We start from the raw sequence: 22,617 nt of genomic DNA, 5'->3' as shown, positions 1-22,617 counted from the left end.
ATTACAAATCATAAACGCCTTACCAAGCAGTTGCATCTAACTGTACTCGCTTCCAAGTATCAGTGGCTGTACAAATATAAATATATGTTGCTGTAACTCGAATTTCTCCTTGTGCACCTGTAGATGACGAAGTTGCCGGAGCTGCATTTAGAGCAGAAACTTTAAACTGTGTAGCCTCCGTTGTACCATTAACCTCTAAAGCATGCGTTGTTGCTATTTTAGCAATACCTACTTTGTTAGTGGCAAAATCTCCATAAATTAAAGGTATTGCTCCGTTAGAATTATTAATAAGTAATGTAGAAGAAATTGTAGAATTAGCAGCTGTAAAGAAACCCGCATTATATCCTATAAACACGTTAGCATTACCCCTAATATTCCGACCTGCTTCACGTCCTATAAATACGTTATTATTACCAGTAAGTGCATATCCAGCGGTTGCACCTACTACCGTATTCTCTGCACCTGAGGTAGTATCAAACATTGCTCCACGTCCAATAGCTGTATTATCATCTGCGTTTCTATTTTTACGCAATGCCCCATTACCGACGGCTACATTGTTAGACCCTGTTCGATTTTCCAGCAGTGCTGCCTGACCAATAGCAGTATTAGACTCTCCTGAAGTATTATCACTTAAGGCATTATAACCAAGCGCCGAGTTATAGTTACCTGTTTTGTTTGATGTCATTGTTAAGCTTCCAACAGCACTATTTTGACTACCCGTTGTATTTGAAAACAGTGTACCATTTCCAATCGCTACATTTTTATCTCCATCTAAATTCTTATTCAGTGCTGTACTACCAACTGCTGTATTATTCTCTCCTGAAGTATTCGCGTTTAAGGCCTGGCTTCCAAAAGCAGAATTCCCGAAACCAACAGTATTTAAGCGTAATGCCGAATATCCAAATGCAGAGTTATCATCATTAGTATTACTCAATAAAGCACCATTACCAAAAGCAGAATTATTAGCACCTGTAACATTATTTACTAATGCAGACCAACCTGTTGCGGTATTAAATGTACCCGTTGTATTTTTAAAAAGCGCTTGATACCCAACAGCTGTACTTTGATTTGCAGTATTAACATGCAAAGCTTGAGCGCCAACTGCTGTATTCGCATTACCAGTGCTGGATGCTAAAGCAACTTGACCCAGCGCTGTGTTACCAAACCCCGTTATATTAGCTTGCAGGGCTCTATAACCTAATCCAACATTCCTCCTATTATCACTATCTGTATTTTCACCCGCTTCAATCCCAATAAAAACAGAAGAGCCATCATCCGTGCCATCCACATCCGATTTACCATCAGAAAGATCATTTATTTTTTCGATACTCGAAAGTCGAATCCATCTTGTAGTTGGTTGATCCCAATGGTAAAAGCCTTTTTCATCAACAGGAGTAGTAAGATATATTAGCATACCTTGTTGTGCAGCCGTAGGAGGAGTTAAAGGAAAAGCATCTACTCTAGGAATCAATATCCCATCTGCATTGGATGGAGCTGCTTGGTTAGATGCGGTAATATCTATAGTCGCTTTTGGATCGGAATTGCCTACACCTACTTGAGCGTAAGAAAAAGAGAACATTAGTAATAAGGTATAAAAAGCAATATTTCTGAAGATTAATTTACTCTGTTTGTACATAGTCGTTTTATTGATTACTATTTTTTCTCTAATGTACTCCCCTTTACCACAACCAATCAAGTTTATATTATCCCTAACTAGAACCAAATTAACATATATAAAAAATGTTTTTTTAACACGAACTCGAACTAACGTATTATTTCATAATCTACTTTCCCAATATAGATTAACGCTTTCCTATCTACTATACGAATGAAATACCTAAAAATGAATCTGTCCTAACATTTTCAATTGGTATTTATGTAAGACATTCCAATCCAAGACGTAGTACCGTTATCCTATGTATATAAATAATGGATGATTTAGCGATTACCAATAAATGTTTTATAAAAAAGACAAACCCTTTTATTAACATTTCTATACGCTTTGTTTTAATATCAAAGACGTAAATTTGGATTTCGTATACATTACAATTAAAAATAAAATAAATACGTTAAATTGCTATTTACCTAAAATACTTGAGCTAGTGTATGGAGCCGAAAAAGGTGCATAAAAAATCTTCATTTTGGAAAATCGTTAAAAGAACGATTCTAGTTCTTTTTGTACTTTTTGTTGCGCTTATATTATTTATAAGAAGTCCGTGGGGACAAGACATTATTGTAACCAAAGCAACCAATTATGTCTCTAATAAAACCAATACAAAAGTTGAAATTAATAAACTATACCTTACTTTTTCTGGTAATCTACTTCTTAAAGGGCTTTATTTAGAAGATATCAAAGGAGATACTTTAGTTTACTCTAAAAACATGGAAGCTTCTGTAGCTTTATTGCCTTTAATTAAAGGAGATGAGTTTTATTTAAAGGCATTAGAATGGGAAGGTTTAAAAGCAAATGTCTACAGAAAGGATAGCATTTCTAGCTTTAATTATCAATTTTTATTGGATGCTTTTACTACGGAAGACACTACAACTGTTTCAACTTCTGGAAAGCCTATAAAAATCACATTAGGAAAACTACATCTTAAAGATATAGATGTAACATACAAAGATGCTCATTTAGGGATGCAGAGTGACATTCGATTAAATAGCCTTAATGTAGAAACCAATGCTATAGATTTAGAGCAGATGGGTTTTGATGTTAATAAAATAGAACTTACAGATGGTGTGATTAACTACAAGCAAACCAAACCATTTATTACCAATACAGAAGAACCAGAAACCAAATCTCCATTAATTGCTATCCAAAATTTGGACTTCAATAATACGCGGATTTCTTATAATGCTACTCCAGACCAACTGGACTTAAATGTATTCTTGGATGCATTACATCTACAAATGCCTGTTTTAGATTTAGAAGAACAAGTGGTTATGATAACCGATTTCCAACTAAGAAATTCCGTTATAGGATTTCAGCAATTAAAACCAATTACAGAAACGACTATCGAGAAATCTACAAATTTCGAATGGCCACAATGGAAGATTACCGCAAACAATATCGATCTCTCTAATAATCAAATTACAGCAAAAACCGGAAAAACAACCTTAGTGAACCATGTGTTTAATTCGGAAGATATACAACTAAAAGATTTTAATTTTAAAGCCAATACGCTTTTGTATCAACCCGAAAATGCTAGTGTATCTTTAGAAAAGGTGTCGTTTATAGAACGTAGTGGTTTTCAATTAAAAAAACTTACTACGCAATTAGCATTAAATACCACTTCCACTACATTAAAAGAATTCTCGTTGCATACTAACAATAATAGCGTTGCTGGTACTATTTCGATACAATACAATACTATAAATACTTTAATTAATGCTCCAGATTTAAGTAAAATAGCTGTTTCCATTCCTAACTTAAGTATCAATCCGAAAGATGCTTTTTTCTTCGCACCAGAACTTAAAAACAATAGTTATCTAACCACGCTTTCGCGGAAACAAATTACCGGTGCATTACACCTAAATGGTACTCTAAATAATCTTAACATACCAAAAACTGCTCTTCATTGGGGGAAAAACACAAAAATTAGTGCCGAAGGTTTTATAAAAAACATTTTAGATACGAATACTTTATATGTAGATCTTAAAAACTTGGATATCGCTTCCGTTAAAAAGGATGCTTTAGCTTTTACTACTCCCGAAATCGCCAACATAGAATTCCCAGCAACCTTTCGATTAAAAGGTAGTATTCATGGTGGATTAAGTACTATTACAACCAATGCGAAACTTATCACTTCGGATGGAAATATTGCCGTAAAAGGAAATTTCAAAAACACCAATACGATTGCTTTTAATGGCAACTTTGATGTTACTAATTTACAGCTAGGCAAAATTCTTAAAAATGAAAAATTAGGCGTTTACGCTTTTACAACAGCGATTAAAGGAGAAGGCACCAGCTGGAATACTTTAAATGCAGAATTAACCACCAACTTTAAGCAACTTTCCTATAATAACTATGATTTTTCACAACTGAATCTAAACGGAAAAATCACCAATGGTAACGGAAATCTAAATGTAGATTTTAAGGATGAAAACTTAGATTTTGAGATAGAAAATACAATTCAATTAGATTCGGTTGCTTCAAAAATACACTCGGTTTTACAGCTAAAAGGAGTTAATTTCCAATCCTTCGGACTTACACAAAATGATGTCCGTGCAAAATTTAACCTAGAAGCAGATATTGTAGGTAATGACACAGAAAACCTGCAATTTAAGGGTCTAATTACCGATGCGCTTTCTGTTAGAGACAATACCCCTTATTTATTGGGCGACATTTCTTTTGATGGCGCGCTTACCAATGAGACTACCGCTTTTACTATGGAAAGCAATCCGGTAAATGCCGATTTGTTTTCCAATACAGATATAGCAAATCTTATTACAGAGCTACAAAATCAATTTAATAACTACTTTGAAGATACTATTACTCCGTTAGAAACAGATGTGCCATCTACCACCACAATGCAGTTCAATGCAACGGTAAAACAAGCACCAATTCTTAAAGATTTATTTTTACCCAAGTTAGAATCGTTAGCGCCAATAGCAATAACCATCGACTTTAATGCGCAAAAGAATTTGTTTAAAGCGAGTGCTAATGCACCACAAATAACCTATGACGGAAGTACTATGGACAGCCTTGATTTTTCCCTGAATGCAGAAAAAGAAACTTTAAATTTTGATTTTGCATTGGGAAATTTAAAAACTGGAGCGATAGCCATTCAAAAAATAAACGTAACAGGGAATTTGAAAGAGCAAGTCCTCTACTCCAATTTTAATGCCTTAGATTCTAATGAAACTTTAATTCAAATTGCTTCCGAAGTTACCAAGAATAAAGACAGCATTGGTTTTCATATTAACCCGAAGGGATTCCTGCTTAACAAAGAAAACTGGTCTATTCTTCCAAATAATAAAATCACTTATGCTCCTAATTTTTTAGGTTTTACCGATTTTAAGCTTAGCCAAAATGACCAGCAAATTACCGTTAGTAATACCTTAGCTGGAAAAGACATAGAACACATAGGATTTGATTTTAAAAATTTCGAATTAAGTACTATTACCAGCCTTTTTAACCAAGAAAAGCTACTCGCTTCTGGTGAATTAAATGGAGAAGTTATTATAGAAAATCCTTTTGGAGATTTAGGAATAATAGCCAACACCAATGTATCTAATTTACAAGTTATAGAAGTGCCTTTGGGGGCTTTAACCTTAAATGCAAAATCTATAACTAGTTCTAAGTATGATCTTAATTTAGCAGTTAATGGTGCCAACTTAAACCTAGATATTGTTGGCGATTATGAAGCAAATAAAGATGGAGCACCTCTACATTTTGACATCGATTTAAAAAATCTAGAATTAAAAGCAATCGAGCAATTTGCAGGAACTTATATTTCAAAAACGTCTGGAAATCTTTCTGGAAAAATCAAACTAACTGGTACATCGAAAGTACCTAAATTTTTAGGAAATGTAAAATTTAATGCATCTGGTCTAACCATTAATGCGCTTAATGCTTCTTTTTTACTTCCAAAAGAATCTATAAAACTGGATAATACAGGTATTTATTTTGATGCATTCACCTTAGAAGACACCAATAAAAACCCTTTGGTTTTAGATGGAAAAATCACCACTAAAAACCTAATAAATCCGTCATTTGATTTAACTCTAAAAGCAAAAAACATAGAAGTTTTAAATTCCACAGAAAAGGATAATGATTTATTCTACGGAAAAGTAAATCTCGATACAGATGTAGCTATCACTGGAACTTTAGAACTTCCAAAAGTGAGAGGTAGTTTAATGATCAATGAAGCTTCCAATTTCACCTATGTTATTCCTGAAGATGAAGTGAACCTAGTAGAAAAAGAAGGTATTGTTATTTTTGTAAACAAGGAAAATCCGGAGGATATTTTAACCAAGCAAACCGAGGATTTATCATCCACAGCTGTTTTAACAGGATATGATATCGATGCACAACTAACGGTTTCTAAAAAAGCTATTTTTAATATTATTGTGGATGAGCGTTCTGGCGATAATTTAAAAGTTTCTGGTACCGGAGACTTTAAATTTGGGATTGCCAAAAATGGCGATATGTCACTTTCTGGAAAATATGAAGTAGATAGTGGCCACTACGAAGTAAGTTTATATAATTTAGTAAAAAGGCATTTTGATATTGCAAAAGGCAGCAGTATTGTTTGGCGTGGTAATCCGTTAGAAGCAGATATGGATATTCGTGCTATTTATGAAATAGAAACCGCTGCATCTGGTTTAATGGCCACCCAACTTACAGGAGAAAGTGCGAGTGTTACCAGTAAATATAGGCAACAATTACCGTTTTTGGTATATCTTAATTTAAAAGGACAACTTCTAAAACCGGAGATTTCATTTAATCTAGATATTCCAAAAGACAGTCAAGGAGAACTTGGCGGCGCAGTTTATGCACAAGTACAACAAATTAATACACAAGAAGACGAATTGAATAAGCAAGTATTTTCTTTATTAGTGCTAAATCAATTTTTCCCTTCTTCTACTAGTGATGGTAGTAGTGGTGGTTCCTTATCGATTGCACGAGACAATGCGAATAGTGTGCTCTCTAACCAACTTAATAATTTTTCAAATAAGCTTTTAGGTAAATCTGGTATTGAGTTGGACTTCGGAATTGATAGTTACACCGATTATCAAGGAGATGCACCTACTAATAAAACACAATTAGATGTGAATGCCAAAAAACGATTATTTAATGATAGACTTATTGTAGAAGTAGGAAGCGGCGTTGATATTCAAGAAAATTCCCAAAATGCAGGAGAAACAACGCCATTAGTTGGTACGGTAAATATTCAATATCTTTTTGATGATAATGGCAGATGGAGATTGAAAGCGTATCGGAAAAATGATTTTCAAAATGTTATTGACGGACAAATTATACTCACAGGAATTTCTCTAATTTTTAATCAAGAGTTTAATAAATTTGAAGAGCTCTTCGCAAAAACAGTAAAAGAAGAAGTTGCTAAAATTAAAGAGGAAGAAAAGCAATCCGTAAAACAAGAAGAGGAAAAAGACAAAAATGAAGAGGAAAAATCTGAAGAATAAAACCATGAAGTTAAAACACTACGCTATTTTATTTTTGATATGCATAGTATGCTCTTGTAGCGTAAATAAGTTTATTCCAGAAAATGAAACTTTATATCATGGTGCTACTTTTAAAATCACTTCCGAAGAAAAAATAAAAGATCTAACAGCTATAAAAGAAGAGCTTCAAGCTGTTTTAAGACCGCAACCCAATTCCTCAAAACTAGGAGTACTAGCACGTTATAAAGTCGCAAAAGGAAATCCAGGATTCATCTATCGATTTATAGATAAAAAATTAGGTGAAGATCCTGTTTATCAATCGAATGTGGATATCCAGAAAACGGAAAATCTTATTGTAAATAGATTAGAAAATTTAGGATTCTTCTTTAGTACCGTAACTTCAGAAATTAAAACAGGAACGAAAAAAAGTGAAGTGGTTTATACTATAGAAGTCAAACAGCCGTATCGCATGGAAACCTATCAGTTAGACTCCGATTCGTTATCTATATATAAAGAAATCCAGAAAACGCTAAGCGAATCTTTTATTAAAAAAGGAGATCGCTTCAATCTTTCCAATCTTAAAATAGAACGGGAACGTATAGATGAACATCTTAAATCTAAAGGGTATTATAATTTTAATGCCGACTTTTTAATTTTTGAAATAGATACCAACCGACTTAAAACACAACGTTATGATTTGTTTTTACGTTTAAAAAAGAACACACCAAAAAAAGCACTATTTGCATACCAATTAGACAGTATAAATGTATATCCAGATTACACAATAAACAAAACGAGTAATCCGGAAGATGTTGTAACTATAGATGGCATAAACTTTATACAAGATGCACTGTTTTTTAAACCCAAACGATTGCGACCGTTTATGCAGCTTGAAAGCGGACAGTTTTATGACCCAACTAAATTTAGATCTACCAGTAGACGTCTTTCCTCTATTAGCACCTATAAATTTGTTAATGTGCAGTTTGAAGAACAACCAATACAAGAAAACGATACCATTGGTTATCTAAATACCAATATTTACTTATCCCCTTTAAATAAACGTGCATTAAGTGCAGAACTGCAAGCGAACTCCAAATCGAATGGCTTTACAGGACCTACATTAGCATTAAGTTACACCAATAGAAACCTTTTTAAAGGTGGTGAAGTTTTAAAGATTACTGGAGATTTCGGGTATGAATCTCAATTGGGTGGTAACTCTAGCGGCACAACAGGTCTTAGCAGCACACAATTGGGTGTAACCGCTAATCTTGTTTTCCCAAGGCTAATTTTCCCAATGGATTTATCAGAGCAATTTAAATATACTATCCCAAAAACAGTAATAAGTGCAGGTTTTGAATATTTAAATAGAAGTCAACTTTATAGCTTAAGTAGTTTTAATGCTAGTTTTGGATACCAGTATAGAGCAAATAAGTTTGTGTATCACACCATAAATCCCATTAGTACAAGCTATATTAAACTATCGAATAGCACCCCAGAGTTTGAAACTATTTTAGAGGACAATCCGTTTTTGAAAAGTAGTTTTGAGCAGCAGTTAATTTCTGGTTTAACCTATAATTTCACATATAATGAGCTAAGCAATACCAAAACAAAACATCCTTTATATTTTAGTTCTAATGTAGATATCGTAGGAAACTCTTTAGGCTTATTGAGTTCGAAAAACACGGACACCGGTAAAAAAACAATCTTAGGTGTGGAGTTTGCACAGTATGTAAAAATAGATGCCGATGCTCGTTTTTATTTAAATTTAGGGAAATCGCAAACCTTAGTAACTAGATTGTATGGCGGTTATGGTTATGCGTATGGTAACTCCAGCGTACTGCCATTTTCAAGACAATTTTTCTCTGGTGGACCATATAGCATACGTGCTTTTAGAACACGATCTATTGGTCCTGGATTATATACCGCAGAAAGCACAAGCACAAATTCCTACTTTGACCGTTCTGGAGATATAAAACTGGAAGCTAATATAGAATATCGTTTTCCTTTATATTCGTACTTTAAAGGTGCGTTTTTTGTGGATGCTGGTAATGTTTGGTTACAAAATGAAAATACGGAATTGCCTGGTGGAAAATTCACCTCCAACTTTATAAATGAACTTGCCATTGGTACTGGTTTGGGTTTACGCGTAGACATTCAAAGTTTTGTACTTCGGTTAGATTGGGCTGCGCCACTGCACACTCCTATTATTAACCAAACTAGCAATTACTCTTTGGATGCTGGTAATGGTATTTTTAATTTTGCTATCGGATATCCTTTCTAAATAGCTTCTTTATGGAAGTAAAAAAGAAATGTACGGTTATAAAATGAAAAGATTCACAAATTTAATTCCCTCTCGGATCGGGTTTTAAAGCTAATTTTCTAGACCAGATAATATCCAAACTACAAAAATCAAAAGATGCGGTTACTTTTCCGTAGCAGGCATACACTCCTAAACCATGAATGGGATATTTCTCTACAACCTTCGTAAAATGTACGGTATCAAAATAATTTCCTTCGGTATCGGTAAAGGTGCAAAAACGCAATAATTTTCCGTTGGATGCTTTATGGAATCTGGTATTTACCAAAATGCCATAGAGCAAAACCGTTTTATTAATATTCTTATTTAAATCTTTTACTAGAATACTTTCGTTTAAAGGTTCGTCTATTAAATCAAAATAATCACACAGCGGAAAGCCTAATAATTCCATTTGGTCATAAGCTTCTTCTACAAAAGAAGTCGTAATGGTTGGCAAATCAAACTGTTTATGTTCCGTTTTAAACAGTTTTGCCTGTGCTGTTTTTGTTTTAGAAACACGCAGTTTAAAAATTGCTTGCCATAACAATGCAATCTTAGATAGTTTTGTAAACCGGAAGGCATCAATTCGAATCAAAATAGTTAACTGTTCTATACTAATAGGAACTCTATCGATAAAATTGTCTAAGGATGTAAAGCTGCCATAAAGTTGTCTTTCGGTTAGTATGCGTTTAATAACAAGAACTTCCAGACTTTTTAAATACCCAAAACCTAAATAAATACGTTTCCCTTTTATAAGCGTTGGATGATCGCTGGTATTTACGCAAGGCGGATTAATTATGCCGCCACACATTTTAGTTTCATGAATATAATGTTCTGCACTATAAAATCCGCCACCATTATTCAAAACAGCCACCATAAACTCTAAAGGAAAATAGCATTTTAAATACAAACTCTGATAGCTTTCTACAGCATAGGAAGCCGAATGCCCTTTTGCAAACGCATAACCGGCAAAACTTTTAATTTGATTCCATACTTCAAAAATCAATTCGTCTTTATAGCCTTTTGCTTTACAATTAGCGATGAATTTTTCTTCGACTGCTTCAAATTCGGATTTCGAACGATATTTCCCGCTCATTCCTCTTCTTAGCACATCGGCTTCCCCCAAAGTTAATCCTGCAAACTGATTGGCTACTTTTAGAACATCTTCTTGATATACCATAATGCCGTAAGTTTCTGGCATAATCTGAAGCAATATCGGATTGGCTTCTTTGCGTTTTTCAGGATGCCGTTGCCGTACTATAAATTCCTGTTTCATTCCGGAGCCAGAAACGCCTGGTCTTATAATAGAACTCGCCGCTACCAATCCCAAATAATCTTGCGTTTGCAGTTTTTGCATCAATCCGCGCATGGCTGGCGATTCTACATAATAGGCACCAATCGCTTTTCCGCTTTTCAATAAATTATTAATCTTCTTATCTTTTTTAAATTTCTCTACTTGGGTAATATCAATTGGCGGTACTTCTGGTCGGTTATATTTAATAATTTCTATCGCTTCTTTAATTTTTGCCAATCCGCGCTGTCCTAAAATATCAAACTTAAAAACACCAACATCTTCGGCAATCATCATATCAAACTGTACCGTTGGAAAGCCTTTTGGTGGCATATCGGTTGCCGAATAATAATGAATGGGTTTATCCAAGATTAGAATTCCGCAAGAATGCACACTGATATAATTAGGAAAACCTTTAATTAAATCGCCATATTTTAAAACTAAAGCCGAAATTTCGTCTAGGGCATCTTTGGTGAATCGGCCGCTACTCAATTTATCAATTTCTTCTTTTGGCAATCCGAAGACTTTACCCAATTCCCTAACAACGGCTTTCGTTTTAAACGTATTATAAACGGCTAATAATGCTACATTTTTAAAACGCTTAAAAATATAGTTGGTAATATCCTCGCGATCTTTCCAAGAAAAATCAATATCAAAATCTGGTGGTGAAGCGCGAAACGGATTGATAAAACGTTCAAAATATAAATCCAATTCAATAGGATCTACATCTGTAATTCCTATAATATAAGCGACAATACTATTGGCACCACTTCCTCTACCGACATGGATATACTCTCTGCTTTTGGAATAGGAAATAATATCATAATTGATTAAAAAATAGGATACAAAATCCAAGTCCTTAATGGTTTTTAATTCGGTTGCCAAACGTTGCATTACTTTTGCATTCGGATTGGAATATCTGTTATGTAATTTAGCAGTACACAAGGTTTCTAGCATCTCATAATCTGCTTCCTTGGTGTCTAAATACACACTTTGGTTTTGTGGGGCTCTATCTTTTCCGAAGTTAAAATCAATGCGACAAGCATCTAAAAGCTGTGCTGTATTTTCTAGGATAAATGGGAAGTCCGCAAATGCTTTTTTTAGATTTTCTAAAGACAACATCACATCTGTTTCCCGACATTCTTCCGTTTTCTGAAGCTTACTTAACAAGGTATTGTTATCAATTGCTCGTAATAAACGATGTGCATTAAAATCCCGCTGACTTCTAATGGTCACCTGTTGGTGAATGACTAGCTTGTCTTTAAAATCTTTATAATTAGAAAAAGGAAGCTTCCGAAGTTCTTCTGCAGAAACACCAATAAATTCATTCGTATTAAAAACCGTTTTTTCCTGTTGCAAAACCTGTTCAAACGGATAAATAACAAACACATTTTCAAAGCTTGGTGCCACATTAGGAATTTTCGTTTTGTGTTGTGTATGCGCTGATAAAAAGGTATTCAACTCTTGAAAACCGGCATTATTTTTCGCTAATCCTACAAACTGCTGTGTGGCGCCATTTCTAAAATCGATTCCTAGTACCGGTTTTATGTGATACTGTTTTGCTTTTTGCACAAAATTCAGACATGCCGAAGTATTATTAATATCCGTTAACGCGAGTGTTTGGATACCATTTTCTTTTGCTAATGCTAATAAATCTACTTCCGAAAACGTACCAAAACGCAAGGAATAATAGCTATGACAGTTGATATACATTATTGTTTTCTATGTGCTAATACAATGGGTGGTTCGCCATTAAACGGATTATTAAAACGACCGATGGTTTTTGCGCCTATCGATCCTGCTTTTTGTATACTTAATTCGCCATATTTCCCACGAATGGTATCCATAGCATGATACAAACGCAGCATTTCTTCGGTATCATCAAAAAGGTTAATTTGATAATTACCGCTAACAATATTCGTGAATTTCACACCGACTAATCGGATTAATAATCGGCGTTGGTACAACTGATCAAAGAGTTCTAAAATTTTAGGAATAAGCACATGATCTGCGCTTGTATATGCAATTTTATGCTGTTTGGTATAGGTATTAAAATCCGAATAGCGAATTTTCACACTAATGCAAGCGGTTAGCTTTTCCCCTTTTCGCAACTGATAGGCTAAATTTTCTGCCATCGCAAAAACGGTCGTCCGCAATTTATCCATATCAATAGTATCTTTGGTAAAGGTGCGTTCTGTAGAAATAGATTTCCGTTCATGAAAAGGAATTAATGGCGGATTATCGATACCATTGGCACGTTTCCAAATCGTTCTACCATTTACGCCCAACGCACTAACCAACATTTCTACGGGCATTTGTTGTACCATACGAACGGTATCAATCCCTAAATTTCGTAATACCTGATAGGTTTTGGTACCAACGGAAGGTATTTTCCGAATCGATAAAGGTGCTAAAAACGATTTTTCAAAACCAGGATCTATTTGCAATTGGTTATTCGGTTTTGCTTCGCCTGTTGCTACTTTGGAAACAATTTTATTTGCCGATAATCCGAAAGAAATGGGTAAACCGGTTTCTCGAATGATCGTTTCCCGCAATTCCGAAGCATACTTATAACTTCCAAAAAAGGTATCCATGCCGCTTAAATCGGCATAAAACTCATCGATACTTGCCTTTTCAAAAATGGGAACTTTCTCCTTTATAATTTCGGTCACCAGATGCGATTGTTTGGTGTAAATAGAAGCATTACCACGAATGACTACGGCTTCTGGACATAAACGTCGTGCCACTTTCATAGACATACCAGAATGCACACCAAATCGTCGTGTTTCGTAGCTACAAGCAGACACAACACCTCTATCTCCAGTACCTCCAACGAGCAACGGTCGCTTTTGTAATCGACTATCCATCAGTCGTTCACAAGACACAAAAAAGGTGTCTAAATCCAAATGCAGAATATTTTTTTTCATGTCACAAAATTAGCTACATTTACAAGCAATTATTGCTTATATTTGTAGCATTATGAAATTTATATCCAAAAACATTCGTCATTTAAGAAGTTTAAAAGGCGTTACGCAAGAAGTACTTGCTGAAGATTTACAGGTAACCCGATCGCGCATAAGCTCTTATGAAGAAGGTCGCTCTGCGCCTACCATTGAAATGCTCATTCAGTTGTCCGATTATTTTAAGCTTCCTATAGATATTTTACTTCGCAATGATTTAACGAAAGCAAAAGATACTTCGTTTATCGAATTAGGAAACCAGCGTGTTTTATTTCCTATAATGGTAGATAGTGATAATGAAAATCTAATAGAAATTGTTCCTGTAAAAGCTTCCGCAGGATATTTGGCAGGATATGACGATCCGGAATATATTGAGCAACTTCAAAAAATAAAATTGCCGTTTTTACCAACCGGAAAACATCGCGCCTTTCCTATTAAAGGCGATTCGATGCTTCCTATGAAAAATGGCGCCTTTGTTATTGGACGTTTTGTAGAAGATAGAAGTGAAATAAAAACGGGAAAAACTTATGTTTTAATCACGTTAAATGATGGTATGGTGTATAAACGCGTGTATAATAATATTGATTTGAATGGCTCTTTGTTACTCATGTCTGACAATAAAGTCTACAACGATTATAGTGTGCCCATCGATGAAGTGTTAGAATTATGGGAATTTACTTGTAGTATTAATACCCAAGAATACACCGAAGAAGAACTAAAAATTAGTAGTATTCTTGGTATGTTTAACGAATTAGGCGTAGAATTAAAAGCTTTAGAACGAATTATAAGATGATGTACACCATTATTGATGTGGAAACTAGCGGAACTAGTAACCGAATTACAGAGATCTCCATTTTTAAATACGATGGAAAACAAATTGTCGATGAGTTTACATCGCTTGTCAATCCCGAAGTGATTATTCCTGTATATATTACTTCGTTAACCGGAATTGATAATGCTATGGTTGCTAATGCGCCTACTTTTGCAGAAGTTGCAGATGACGTATTGGCCATTACCGAAGACACCATTTTTGTCGCGCATAATGTGAACTTTGATTACAATGTGATACGCAATGAATTTAAGACTTTAGGTATCGATTTCAACCGAAAGAAACTATGTACTATTCGTTTGTCACGGAAACTCATTCCGGGGCATAAATCGTATAGCTTAGGAAAACTTTGTGCTGCTTTACATATTGATATTGTTGGTAGACACCGCGCAAGAGGTGATGCGGAAGCAACGGTTGTTTTGTTTGAAATGCTATTGCAAAAAGAAAATGCGGAAACGGTTTTTAATGAATTCTTAAAGAAAACCTCTAAAGAAGCGACACTGCCTTCGCATTTACCGACTACTGTTTTTAATAACCTACCCGATAAAGCAGGGATTTATTACTTTAAAAATAAGAAAGGGACCATTATTTACATCGGAAAGGCGAAGGATATCAAGAAACGAGTTTTAAGCCATTTTTACAGCAAGACACAGAAATCTTTAGATCTATGTCGGGAAACTTCCGATATTGATTTTGAGCTCTCCGGATCTGAGCTTATCGCTTTCCTGATGGAAGATGCTGCCATCAAACAGCATTACCCGGAATATAATGTGGTTTCTAAACGTGCTCCGAAAGCCTACGCTATTTTTAGCTATGAGGATAGAAAAGGCATAAAACATCTGGCATATAATACACTAAAAGCCACACCTAATGCCGTGCAAACCTTTTCTACTATTGCGGATTGCAGAGCGTATTTAGAAAAACTGTGTACGCAATTTGAACTATGTCCGAAATTTTGCCATTTACAAGAAGCGGTTGCACAATGTTCGCATTATAAAATTACGACTTGCAAAGGGGTTTGTAGTGCTGCAGAAACCGTAGCTTCTTATAATATACGTGTTACCGAAGCCATTAGCTATATCACCGAAAGCAAACAAGATTTGGTGCTTAAACAAAAAGGACGAAATGCGCAGGAAGAGGCTTTTGTACTTATTAAAAAGAATGTGTATTTGGGATATGGCTTTGTGGATAAATCGGAACAAATAACGACTCCTGAGGATTTAGAAAATTTCTTGATTCCGCAAAAGGATAATTTGGATGTGCAGAAGATATTGCGGTCTAAAATGAATGCTAATTAACAATCTCTTTTTGTGTACCTATTCTATAACAACGTTCTTCACCAAGATATTGGGGATCACCATGTTTCTCCGACCAAAAGCCTTCTAGAATATCTTTAGTAATGCATTTATAAACGACTACGCCTTTATGGATTACGTCATCATCACCTAGGTAGTTAAAATTAATCACCAAGATATTGTCTTTAAAAAAACCGGTTCCAGATTGCTTTTGGTTATTGTTAATTAGCCACGCTGCTTGTATGCGATGGTTTTCGTCTAGGCTTAAGGTTAGCGTTCCTTTGTAGGTTGCTGCTACTGCGTCTTGGTTGGAGCCGGTGATGTTGTAGGTTCCTGGGAGGTTTTGGATTTGCATTTTGGGTTTTATATATTATTCAAAATTAAAAAATATAACATTCATATTTCTTAAAGAACCATTAATAACTTTCATAAATATTTACACTTCTTAATATCTTTCCTTTTTGCCTTAATTATAATCTGTGACAAAACAAAAAACGCCAAACAAAATTTGCCTGGCGTCTTAATCAATAAATAAGATAAGTACTTACTAATCTTCTCTAGAATGATGATACTCATCATTATTTGGGTTTAATTGATTAGAATGATTGTCATTGTCTGCTTGAATTTGATCTTCATCTCTATCTGATTTCATAATAATGGATTTTAAAAATTAATGTTTTAATTAAATAGCTTTAACTCTATTTACTTATTTTTGGTTTATTCTTATCTACTGCCTTTTCAACTCTTTCAATAAATGAATCATCCCCTTTTTCTTTTTTAGGTTTTTCATCAATTGCTTTTTTTATTCGTTTTAGATCTTTCTTTGTAATTGGTTTTGTTTTCTTCATTTTATATATGTATTTAAAAATTAATATTTCAAGTATTATACTAGATGGCCATCTATTTTTACTTGTTTCGTTTATCAAATATACTTTTGATTAAAATTAAATTTTCCTATTTGGGACAGACCTACCATATTTGGGATATCAACCTATATTTTTGTGACAGAAAAAGAATAAGTAAAAAAACAATCCTTTTAAGAAGATACTAATAGCAACGAAACGATTTGCTTGGAAGTTACTCATGGCTACTATTTTTAATTAGTTAGAATTCGTGAATACAAAACATTTTCCTAATCCACCATTGCTTAATTTTTTAAAAGCATCAATAGCTCCATCCATTGGTTTATTGTTTAAGAAAAACCCAATTGTATTCTTCTTTTCTATAAATGGTCCTTCCCCCAATTCTACTAATACACCATCCATGTCAAATAATACTATTTTTTTCATCCTTTTTAAATTTTACTAATTAATAAATAATTCTGTTTCCTTTTCGACGCACTATACTCTTGAAATTCACAATAAAAACAGGTAATTAAAGTGTTATTATCTATCTTTATAAATAATTCTTTGTTCGCGTTTTTATTTATTTTCCTTACCACGTTTCTACTAACAACAAGAAGTGTATTACTATTTTTAAATTCTATTTTTCTTAAAATTTGGATTAAAAGATTATCGCTAATTTGTCTGTCCCATTGTCTGTAATTAAAATGTTCTGTTTTATTAAAACCTGCTATAGAGTTTCTCATGATACGCTTTCCTCCTTTCTTAAATCTTGGCTCTTGTCATTTTCCCAATCATAAATACCACCTCTTTTTTCAAATTTATCCAAATCATAATCCATTGTTTTTAGAGCCTCTTGTATACCAACCTCTAAAATGGGTTTACTATAGTTATGTGTTCCTTGTGCATTATCAAAAAAGCGTCCTGCAGGATCTACCATAACATAACTTCCTTTAATTTCTTCATTAGATTCTGGAACAATAACTTCTACACCTTTATGTGTATTTAAAAAATGAGAGTATTCTGCATTTGTAATTTTAAATTCATCAACTTTATTATCATTCTGACCTTTTATTGGCAATACTTGCAATACTTTCCAACGTTTAGGTTTAGCGTGCTCTATAAAATCTACTAAGTTGTCTTTATAGTTTACTTTGTTAACTACAGTATTAATTTTTAAGCCATAACCATATTGATGAATCTTGTTTATCAAGTCATAATAAAATGCTTTGCTTAAGGCTCTTTTTCCTGTAATTGCTCTCCCTATTTTAATATTATTTTCATCTTCTAAACTATCTATACTTACCGCAATCCAATCTAGGTACGGTTTATTGTTTTCTAAAAATGCATCTGTTAATTTACTACCATTAGTAACAATCATAGTAGTCATACCTAATTGTTTTGCTGTTTTAATAAGGTTTGGCAACCACTTACAAAGCAAAGGTTCTCCGCCAGCAAAAGTTATTTTTTCAAATCCTGCATCTGCTATTTTTCTTACTACATCCAAAGCTTCTTTTTCTTGTAAATGTCCTTTTGGGGCAATATCCCTTACTACATCTTCAAAAGTTGCAAAACAAAACTTACAACGCATATTGCATGCTTTCCATAAATGAAAGTTCACGCTTGGTATTTTAGTTACAGTCTTACTTTTTTGGTAATGTTCTATTATTAGACCGGCAACTTCATTGGCTGATAAATCGTCCGTATTAATAACCAAATCATAGTTTTTATCATTAGTAAAATCTACTCCATAGTTTTCTTGAAATCGATCTTTCATGATTTGGTTTCTTTGCTTAATAGCTTTGGCACTTGTGGACTCATCACTTCTATTCGCTTCATGTATTCTTTTAGAAGCACTTTCATCAGATGCTTTTAATAATACATGAAATGCATTTTCAATAAAATGAAATCCAAGTCTATAATCAATTACAAGATTCTCTTTGCTATTACATTCTAATCTGAACTTCTCATCTATTTCATTATCTAATTCTGGTTTTGTTTTACATTTCTCTTGAAATTCGTTAATAGTCAATCCATACTTTTCCATTGCATATTTCCTAGAATAATTTCCAACAGAAATAAACTCAAAGTTTAATTGTTCTTGAATACGTTTTCCTACTGTAGATTTTCCTGTTCCTGCAAATCCGCTTAATGTTATTTTGGTTTTCATAATTTTTGGTTTAATGGTTAGTTAATCTCGCCTCAAGTTTAAAGGCGAGATGTAATTAATTGTTACTACTTAGCCTTTCGGTTTGGGTTTAACTGTTTCCCTCTGTTGCCATGTACATTACTATTAGCCTGATTACTTCCAGATGTTCCTTTGTTAGCATTTCCTTGATTCGCTTGGTGATTGTTTGGTTTTGAATTACTCATAATTGTTACGTATTAAATAAATTAAAGAAACCTAGCGCTTTACTAAGTCTTCCATTGTTTACTCAAAGATGTAGAAGAATGAAATTAAATTTTTCCATTTGGGATAGAGAAGCTATATTTGGGATATAAACCTACTTTTTTGGGATATAAAAAAGTGAACTTGAAAAGTTTACGCCTTTAATCAACCAACCACCAAATACTTACACTAGTTTATGGATTCATTTTTAGACTATCTCCAACAATTGAAACCCATCGAAATACTACTTTTTATATTAATTCTGATAATTATTAGAAATTGGTATAATCTTTACAGAAAGCGCTCCTTTAGAAAAAAGAATAGATTACTAAAACAACAATTAAAAGCCAGCCAATTGGCTGTTTCTAATTTTAATGAACAGCTTAGAAAAACAGAATCTTTAGAAAGAAAATTACTCAAAAAAAATAATGAAACCTTTCAATTAGAACAACAAATAGAAGATTACAAACAAAAATTCTATTCTTTTTTAAGTGAAAAAGAAAAGGAAATAGCAAAACATAAGGAAGCCATTAATAATCAAAAAAGAGCTTATGACAGGTTTGTAAACTATAAAAATGTAGAAGCAAACAATACTAGGCTTGGTGCGCATTTTATTAAAAATGTAATTAGTCAGATTTATGTGGATATGGAGGAAACCGATAATAGTTACAAGTCCTTTTTAGGGATTAATTATAAAATGGGTAAAAACAACAATAAAGTGCCTCCAATAAAAGCCTTAAAAAACATCTTTAAATTATTAGATTATAACGTCTCTGCTTTAAATAAAGAAAACACCTCTTTAGAAGAAGAATTAGAACATATCACTATGTTTTTAGACCTCATTAAATATCTTAAACCAAATACGAACATACAGTTTGATAATAATTTAAAGCAAGAACAAAAGGAAAATATAAAGATCAAACCTACCTTATTTTTCCCTTTTGTTGAAAACGCATTAAAGCATGGAAGCTTAAACAATACAGACTCGTTTATAAGCATTGTGTTAGAAGAAAATAAAAACAAGCAACTAACCTACTGCTTAGTGAATAGTGCAGAACAGCGATTAGATTATGAAACCAAAGTCGCAGAATCTTCAAATTTTGGGCTAAATGCTTTACAACAATTACTAACTGCTTATTATCCAAATAGCAAACTAGAACATAAAACATTGCCCAATAATCAATATTTGTCGGAACTAACCTTAAGCTTAAATTAAATGATAAAGTATATACTTGTAGATGACGACCAACCTATTTTAGATAGCGTTAAAGCTAAAATTGATACTATTGCGAAATATTATGACTTAAAACATGTAGCTAGCTATGACAATTCAAGAATAGCTTTTGAAGAAATTAATGCTGACGATTATGATTTACTTATTGTAGATTTTACAATGCCTGGGTTTAATGGACTGCAGTTAGCACAAAAAATAGCTAATGGGAAAAAAATTATTTTTTTAACTAGTGAATCCAATAAAGAAAAGCAAGTCATTAATAATTTAGACATTTCGGGATACTTAAGTAAGCCTTTTGAAATTGAAGAATTTGAAGCTATTTTGAAAAATAAGGTTATTGGCAGGATAAACACCTCATCTAAGAGCAATAACCAATTGATTACTTTACACATTGGTAGTAATAGAGATGTAAGATTTAGACCGGAACAAGCCTATTATATAAGTACTTCAAAAAACATTAATGGAGAGCAACCAGATAAAAATTGTGTACATATTTATGGCAAGCATGATACAATTCTATCTAAAAATGTACGTAAGAGTATTAATGAACTTGTTAAAGAGCTAGCCAATTATAACTTTAAGAAAACAAACCAAAGTACAATTATAAACATGTCGCATGTTAACGAAAGGGATAATACCTTCATTAGCTTATTTGATAGTAAAGAAACATTTGAAGTTACAGCAAAAGAAAAGCTAGGATTTATAGCAAAATTGAGAGCTAAACTTAATGTTTAGCATCAATAACAATTCTAAAAGCTATAACACGCTACTTCCTAACCCGATATCAAATACTACATTCTCAATTACCGCATAAAGAATATAAAAAACACCTCTAATACCTTAAAAACGCAGTTTGCAACATTTCCTTAATTTCATCAACCAAAGTAATTGGCTCCATAACCTTAACACTACTACCATACATTAAAATGCGTTCTACAAGTGATCGATTAGGTATTACATCTAATGAAATTTGAAACGCATCATGCGTATCCTCAAGTATTTGCTGAGAATGATGTAAAGGCAATGTTTTTACATATTGTCCTTGTTCTGGAGTAAAAGACAATACTACTCTTTGTTTGGTATTTTCAGAATACACCATACCAATAACATCATGATACAGGTAGTTAATATCCACATCTGTATTTGGTTCAAACGTATTTTCAGTTAATTGCACGTTAGAAACTCTATCCATTCCAAAGTTTCTAAATTCCTTTACGCCTTCTTGTTCTCCAATAATATACCAACGATTAGCATACTCTTTTAATAAATAGGGTTTTAACAATCGTTTTGTAGTTGTGTTTTTCTGAAAATTATAATGCGTAAAGCTAATTTCTCTATGTTGCTTTATTGCTGTTAAAAACAGCTCTAAATATTGTATTCCTTGAAGTCCTTCACTATTATCAAAAACAATATGCTCTAAAGACTTGTTTTTACTTTTAAAACTTTCTTTTAACAAATCTGCTGTATTTACTAATTCTAAAAAACGAACAAAGTTTTCAAAATTCGGACTATTATCATAATCAATATAATAGTTGTTTTTAGAACTATCATATAACACCTCAACCCCAAACTCATTCCTTAAATCATCAAAATCACGTTGAATAGTTCGCTTGGTATGCTCAAAACCATTATCAAATAAAAAGTTTTTTATAGCTTCAAAAGAAGTATCTCGTCCATTTTTAATTTTTTCTATGATTAATGAATACCGTTTTATTTTTCCTTGTACAGACATTTTTACTATTTAAGAAATTAACTCTAATCCAGTATACTCATTTACTAATTCCTTCCAGTTTACAGGTGTTTTTATAAAAGTTTCCACAGCGCCACCAATAGCGGTGAAATCCACGTTTATTTCATAACCTGCTGAAGCATAATCATTTTCTAAGTACTGATCATACTCTAAAACTAAACCCTCTAAATCTTCAAGAAGATCATAATCTAAGCGATCCGCATAATCGAGATATCTCATACTATGAATAACTGTTTTCACACCGTTGACAACCATATAAATCGCTATACGATTATGCATATCGACACTGTTTATTTTAAATTTTTTCTCTGGGTATTTACTCAAATACTCTATACCATTACCAGAGTCAAAGTACTGCTGTAAGTCTATTCGTGCTTGTTTGTCTGTGGTTTGCGAAATCCCCAAACCACAATACAAAACATCTAAAATACTTCCGTAATGCTGAAAAACTTGTTTTCGGGCTTCTATTGGTGACACATGATGAAACTCTTTTTTTGTTTCTACCAAATCGGCTTTAGTAGGTGTTTCATTATGAGATTCATCATGAATATTGGGTACTGCTCTTCGCCAATATTTAGTTTCAATGATGTAGTGGATAGCCAT

17 protein-coding genes are annotated in these 22,617 nt (G+C 33.2%); 6 read left to right on the top strand and 11 right to left on the bottom strand.

Annotated elements, in window-relative coordinates:
* Window positions 1-19 precede the first annotated feature (19 nt).
* Window positions 20-1,723, bottom strand: a complete 1,704-nt coding sequence (locus tag ACVCXO_RS04840; protein WP_452228470.1) for a hypothetical protein — start codon at window positions 1,721-1,723, stop codon at window positions 20-22.
* A gap of 383 nt (window positions 1,724-2,106) precedes the next feature.
* On the opposite strand from ACVCXO_RS04840, the gene ACVCXO_RS04835 reads away from it, so the two are divergent.
* Entirely contained in the window at window positions 2,107-7,149 is a 5,043-nt protein-coding gene (locus tag ACVCXO_RS04835; RefSeq protein ID WP_452228469.1) for a translocation/assembly module TamB domain-containing protein, read from the top strand.
* Between the two features lie 4 nt (window positions 7,150-7,153).
* Entirely contained in the window at window positions 7,154-9,409 is a 2,256-nt protein-coding gene (gene tamL, locus ACVCXO_RS04830; protein ID WP_452228468.1) for a translocation and assembly module lipoprotein TamL, read from the top strand.
* A gap of 61 nt (window positions 9,410-9,470) precedes the next feature.
* On the opposite strand, the gene ACVCXO_RS04825 is transcribed toward tamL, so the two are convergent.
* Entirely contained in the window at window positions 9,471-12,428 is a 2,958-nt protein-coding gene (locus tag ACVCXO_RS04825; RefSeq protein ID WP_452228467.1) for a DNA polymerase III subunit alpha, read from the bottom strand.
* Entirely contained in the window at window positions 12,428-13,642 is a 1,215-nt protein-coding gene (gene dinB, locus ACVCXO_RS04820) for a DNA polymerase IV (protein WP_452228466.1), read from the bottom strand. Before dinB ends, ACVCXO_RS04825 begins: the two co-directional genes overlap by 1 nt.
* 52 nt (window positions 13,643-13,694) lie before the next feature.
* Between dinB and ACVCXO_RS04815 the strand changes: the two genes are divergently transcribed.
* On the top strand, window positions 13,695-14,468 hold the full coding sequence (locus ACVCXO_RS04815) for an XRE family transcriptional regulator (RefSeq protein ID WP_452228465.1): 774 nt from the start codon (window positions 13,695-13,697) through the stop codon (window positions 14,466-14,468).
* On the top strand, window positions 14,465-15,802 hold the full coding sequence (locus tag ACVCXO_RS04810; protein ID WP_452228464.1) for an exonuclease domain-containing protein: 1,338 nt from the start codon (window positions 14,465-14,467) through the stop codon (window positions 15,800-15,802). The genes ACVCXO_RS04815 and ACVCXO_RS04810 overlap by 4 nt, the downstream gene beginning before the upstream one ends.
* Here ACVCXO_RS04810 and ACVCXO_RS04805 read toward each other — a convergent pair.
* From ACVCXO_RS04805 to ACVCXO_RS04780, 6 genes are all read right to left on the bottom strand, one after another.
* Window positions 15,795-16,154 carry a hypothetical protein gene (locus ACVCXO_RS04805; protein ID WP_452228463.1) on the bottom strand — a complete coding sequence of 120 codons (360 nt, stop codon included), beginning with the start codon at window positions 16,152-16,154 and terminating at the stop codon, window positions 15,795-15,797. The genes ACVCXO_RS04810 and ACVCXO_RS04805 overlap by 8 nt on opposite strands.
* 343 nt (window positions 16,155-16,497) lie before the next feature.
* The gene (locus tag ACVCXO_RS04800; RefSeq protein WP_452228462.1) at window positions 16,498-16,647 is read right to left on the bottom strand and encodes a hypothetical protein; all 150 of its coding nucleotides are present in this window, start codon (window positions 16,645-16,647) and stop codon (window positions 16,498-16,500) included.
* A gap of 252 nt (window positions 16,648-16,899) precedes the next feature.
* Complete coding sequence (locus tag ACVCXO_RS04795) at window positions 16,900-17,088, bottom strand: hypothetical protein (protein WP_452228461.1); 189 nt, start codon at window positions 17,086-17,088, stop codon at window positions 16,900-16,902.
* 5 nt (window positions 17,089-17,093) lie between these two features.
* Entirely contained in the window at window positions 17,094-17,387 is a 294-nt protein-coding gene (locus ACVCXO_RS04790; RefSeq protein ID WP_452228460.1) for a hypothetical protein, read from the bottom strand.
* Window positions 17,384-18,811, bottom strand: coding sequence for a viperin family antiviral radical SAM protein (locus ACVCXO_RS04785; protein ID WP_452228459.1), 1,428 nt, complete (start codon window positions 18,809-18,811; stop codon window positions 17,384-17,386). Before ACVCXO_RS04785 ends, ACVCXO_RS04790 begins: the two co-directional genes overlap by 4 nt.
* A gap of 65 nt (window positions 18,812-18,876) precedes the next feature.
* Window positions 18,877-19,014: a hypothetical protein gene (locus tag ACVCXO_RS04780; RefSeq protein WP_452228458.1), complete on the bottom strand. Its 138-nt coding sequence runs from the start codon at window positions 19,012-19,014 to the stop codon at window positions 18,877-18,879.
* A 212-nt stretch (window positions 19,015-19,226) separates the two neighbouring features.
* Between ACVCXO_RS04780 and ACVCXO_RS04775 the strand changes: the two genes are divergently transcribed.
* Together ACVCXO_RS04775 and ACVCXO_RS04770 are read left to right on the top strand one after the other, a co-directional pair.
* Window positions 19,227-20,246, top strand: a complete 1,020-nt coding sequence (locus ACVCXO_RS04775) for a hypothetical protein (protein ID WP_452228457.1) — start codon at window positions 19,227-19,229, stop codon at window positions 20,244-20,246.
* Window positions 20,247-20,999 (top strand): LytR/AlgR family response regulator transcription factor, encoded by a 753-nt coding sequence (locus tag ACVCXO_RS04770; protein WP_452228456.1) that lies wholly within the window; start codon window positions 20,247-20,249, stop codon window positions 20,997-20,999.
* Window positions 21,000-21,096: 97 nt separating this feature from the next.
* On the opposite strand, the gene ACVCXO_RS04765 is transcribed toward ACVCXO_RS04770, so the two are convergent.
* Entirely contained in the window at window positions 21,097-21,996 is a 900-nt protein-coding gene (locus ACVCXO_RS04765) for a helix-turn-helix transcriptional regulator (RefSeq protein WP_452228455.1), read from the bottom strand.
* Window positions 21,997-22,005: 9 nt separating this feature from the next.
* Window positions 22,006-22,617 carry a hypothetical protein gene (locus tag ACVCXO_RS04760; protein ID WP_452228454.1) on the bottom strand — a complete coding sequence of 204 codons (612 nt, stop codon included), beginning with the start codon at window positions 22,615-22,617 and terminating at the stop codon, window positions 22,006-22,008.

The sequence above is a fragment of the Lacinutrix sp. MEBiC02404 genome, assembly GCF_053601575.1.
This window is presented reverse-complemented; position numbering and strand designations above follow the sequence as displayed.

Coding starts and splice junctions, on each gene's coding strand:
- ACVCXO_RS04835 (WP_452228469.1), top strand. CDS start 2,107: ATGGAGCCGAAAAAGGTGCATAAAAAATCTTCATTTTGGAAAATCGTT.
- tamL (WP_452228468.1), top strand. CDS start 7,154: ATGAAGTTAAAACACTACGCTATTTTATTTTTGATATGCATAGTATGC.
- ACVCXO_RS04825 (WP_452228467.1), bottom strand. CDS start 12,428: ATGTATATCAACTGTCATAGCTATTATTCCTTGCGTTTTGGTACGTTT.
- dinB (WP_452228466.1), bottom strand. CDS start 13,642: ATGAAAAAAAATATTCTGCATTTGGATTTAGACACCTTTTTTGTGTCT.
- ACVCXO_RS04815 (WP_452228465.1), top strand. CDS start 13,695: ATGAAATTTATATCCAAAAACATTCGTCATTTAAGAAGTTTAAAAGGC.
- ACVCXO_RS04810 (WP_452228464.1), top strand. CDS start 14,465: ATGATGTACACCATTATTGATGTGGAAACTAGCGGAACTAGTAACCGA.
- ACVCXO_RS04805 (WP_452228463.1), bottom strand. CDS start 16,154: ATGCAAATCCAAAACCTCCCAGGAACCTACAACATCACCGGCTCCAAC.
- ACVCXO_RS04800 (WP_452228462.1), bottom strand. CDS start 16,647: ATGAAGAAAACAAAACCAATTACAAAGAAAGATCTAAAACGAATAAAA.
- ACVCXO_RS04795 (WP_452228461.1), bottom strand. CDS start 17,088: ATGAAAAAAATAGTATTATTTGACATGGATGGTGTATTAGTAGAATTG.
- ACVCXO_RS04790 (WP_452228460.1), bottom strand. CDS start 17,387: ATGAGAAACTCTATAGCAGGTTTTAATAAAACAGAACATTTTAATTAC.
- ACVCXO_RS04785 (WP_452228459.1), bottom strand. CDS start 18,811: ATGAAAACCAAAATAACATTAAGCGGATTTGCAGGAACAGGAAAATCT.
- ACVCXO_RS04780 (WP_452228458.1), bottom strand. CDS start 19,014: ATGAGTAATTCAAAACCAAACAATCACCAAGCGAATCAAGGAAATGCT.
- ACVCXO_RS04775 (WP_452228457.1), top strand. CDS start 19,227: ATGGATTCATTTTTAGACTATCTCCAACAATTGAAACCCATCGAAATA.
- ACVCXO_RS04770 (WP_452228456.1), top strand. CDS start 20,247: ATGATAAAGTATATACTTGTAGATGACGACCAACCTATTTTAGATAGC.
- ACVCXO_RS04765 (WP_452228455.1), bottom strand. CDS start 21,996: ATGTCTGTACAAGGAAAAATAAAACGGTATTCATTAATCATAGAAAAA.
- ACVCXO_RS04760 (WP_452228454.1), bottom strand. CDS start 22,617: ATGGCTATCCACTACATCATTGAAACTAAATATTGGCGAAGAGCAGTA.